This window comes from Corallococcus sp. 4LFB (assembly GCF_046520365.1).
Classification (GTDB): domain Bacteria; phylum Myxococcota; class Myxococcia; order Myxococcales; family Myxococcaceae; genus Corallococcus; species Corallococcus caeni.
This window is the reverse complement of record NZ_JBKGHJ010000868.1, coordinates 1-2,024: the sequence shown is the minus strand read 5'-3', so window position 1 is coordinate 2,024 and position 2,024 is coordinate 1. Positions and strand designations below refer to the sequence as shown.

Sequence of the window (2,024 nt, the reverse complement as noted above, 5' to 3'; positions counted from 1 at the left end):
CGGTGCTCCCGGCCGGCCGCGCCGCCGCCCTCGCAGGCCCGCGGGCAGGCCCTGACGCTGGACGCCAAGGCGTTCCCGATGCTCACGTCGCTGGGGCGCAACCTGAGCCAGGCGGCCCGCGAGGGGAAGCTGGACCCGGTGGTGGGCCGCGCGCGGGAGGTCGAGGAGGTCATCGACATCCTGGGCAAGCGCCGCACCAACAACCCGTGCCTCCTGGGCGAGCCGGCGTGGGCAAGACGGCGGTGGTGGAGGGCGTGGCGCAGCGCCTGCTGGGGCTGCGCGGCACGCTGGCGGAGAAGGTCCTCGTGGAGCTGGACATGGCCACGCTGGTGGCGGGCACGCAGCTGCGCGGCTCGTTCTCGGAGAAGCTCAACGCCCTGAAGGAAGAGGTCCGCCGGGCCGAGGGGCGCGTGGTCGTCTTCATCGACGAAATCCACACGCTGGTGGGCGCGGGCTCCACGGGCGAGGGCCCGCAGGACGCGGCCAACGAGCTGAAGACGGCGATGGCGCGCGGCGAGTTCCCCTGCATCGGGGCGACGACGCACGACGAGTACCGCAAGTTCATCGCGGCGGACCCGGCGCTGGAGCGGCGCTTCACGCCGGTGGTGGTGAACGAGCCGTCGGTGCCGGAGACGGTGCAGATCCTCCAGGGCATCATCGGGCGCTACGAGGAGCACCACGCGCTGCGCTACCTGCCGGAGGCGCTGGAGGCGGCCGCGTCGCTGGCGAGCCGCTACGTGACGGACCGGTTCATGCCGGACAAGGCCATCAGCGTGGTGGACCTGGCGGGCAGCCGCTGCCACCGCGAGGGCAAGCAGCGGGTGGACGCGGCGGACGTGGCGCGCGTGGTGGCGAAGCTGGCGGGCGTGCCGGAAGAGCGGCTGCTGATGAAGGACTCCGCGCGGCTCCTGCGGCTGGAGAGCGACCTGGCGGAGCGCGTGATTGGCCACGGCGACGCGGTGGTGCGCATCGCGCGGGTCATCCGCCGCAACTACGCGGGCTTCGCGTCGCGCCGGCCCATGGGCAGCTTCCTCTTCCTGGGCCCCACGGGCGTGGGCAAGACGGAGATGGCGCGGGCGCTGGCGGAGGTGCTGTTCGGCAACCGGGACGCGCTGGTGCGCCTGGACATGAGCGAGATGTCCGAGTCCCACGGCGTGTCGCGCCTCATCGGTTCGCCCGCGGCTACGTGGGCTTCGGCGAGGGCGGGCAGCTCACGGAGCCGGTGCGCCGGCGGCCGTCGTCGGTGGTGGTGCTGGACGAGATCGAGAAGGCGCACCGCGAGGTGCAGATGCTGCTGCTCCAGGTGCTGGAGGAGGGGCGGCTGACGGACGGCAAGGGCCGGCACATCGACTTCTCGAACACGGTCATCGTGATGACCACGAACCTGGGCGCGGAGGCGTTCAACCGCACGGGCCGCGCGGTGGGCTTCGGCGCGGCGGACGCGGCCGAGGGCAAGGCGCTGGACATGGCGTCGGACACGGCGCGCAAGGCGCTGCCTCCGGAGCTGTGGAACCGCATCGACGAACGGCTGCCGTTCCGTCCGCTGGCGGAGCAGGAGGTGGCGAAGATCGCCACGCTCATCCTGGCGGAGAGCAGCAAGCGGCTCGCGACGGAGCGCGGCATCGTCTACACGGCGGGCACGGACGTGGTGGGTCACCTGCTCAAGTCCGGCGGCTTCGATCCGATGCTGGGCGCGCGGCCGATGCGCCAGGTGGTGCAGCGGCTGGTGGAGGGCCCCCTGGCGGAGCGCATCCTCTCCGGTGAGTTCGGCGCGGGAGACCGCGTGCGCGTGGCCGTGCAGGCCGGGCAGCTCCAGTTCGCGCGGGACGCCGCCTGACGGTGGCGCGGCAAGGCCGGAGCGCGCGGGGCGGCACCGTTCGCTCCGAGCCCGAGAATCCGGCGCGCGCGCGTCCGAAGGGCTCGCGAAGCCGCCTGGCGCATCCGGTTCGTCGAAGGCGAAGCGCGCGCCCGTGATCATCGTCGGCGCGGGCAGGCGTCGGTGGTGCGCTCGCGCTGGGCGTTTG

The 2,024-nt window shown here is 73.3% G+C and carries 2 protein-coding genes and 1 pseudogene; all 3 read left to right on the top strand.

The features are described from left to right. Positions 1 to 381: hypothetical protein (locus ACLEQD_RS42135; protein WP_410391581.1), on the top strand; the 381-nt coding region annotated here is incomplete at its 5' end. Continuing rightward, a pseudogene (locus ACLEQD_RS42130) lies at positions 267 to 1,468 on the top strand (AAA family ATPase); the annotation flags it as partial. The gene ACLEQD_RS42135 and the pseudogene ACLEQD_RS42130, both read left to right, overlap by 115 nt. Continuing rightward, positions 1,466 to 1,837, top strand: a complete 372-nt coding sequence (locus ACLEQD_RS42125; RefSeq protein WP_410391583.1) for a hypothetical protein — start codon at positions 1,466 to 1,468, stop codon at positions 1,835 to 1,837. The pseudogene ACLEQD_RS42130 and the gene ACLEQD_RS42125, both read left to right, overlap by 3 nt. The last annotated feature ends 187 nt before the right edge of the window (positions 1,838 to 2,024 follow it).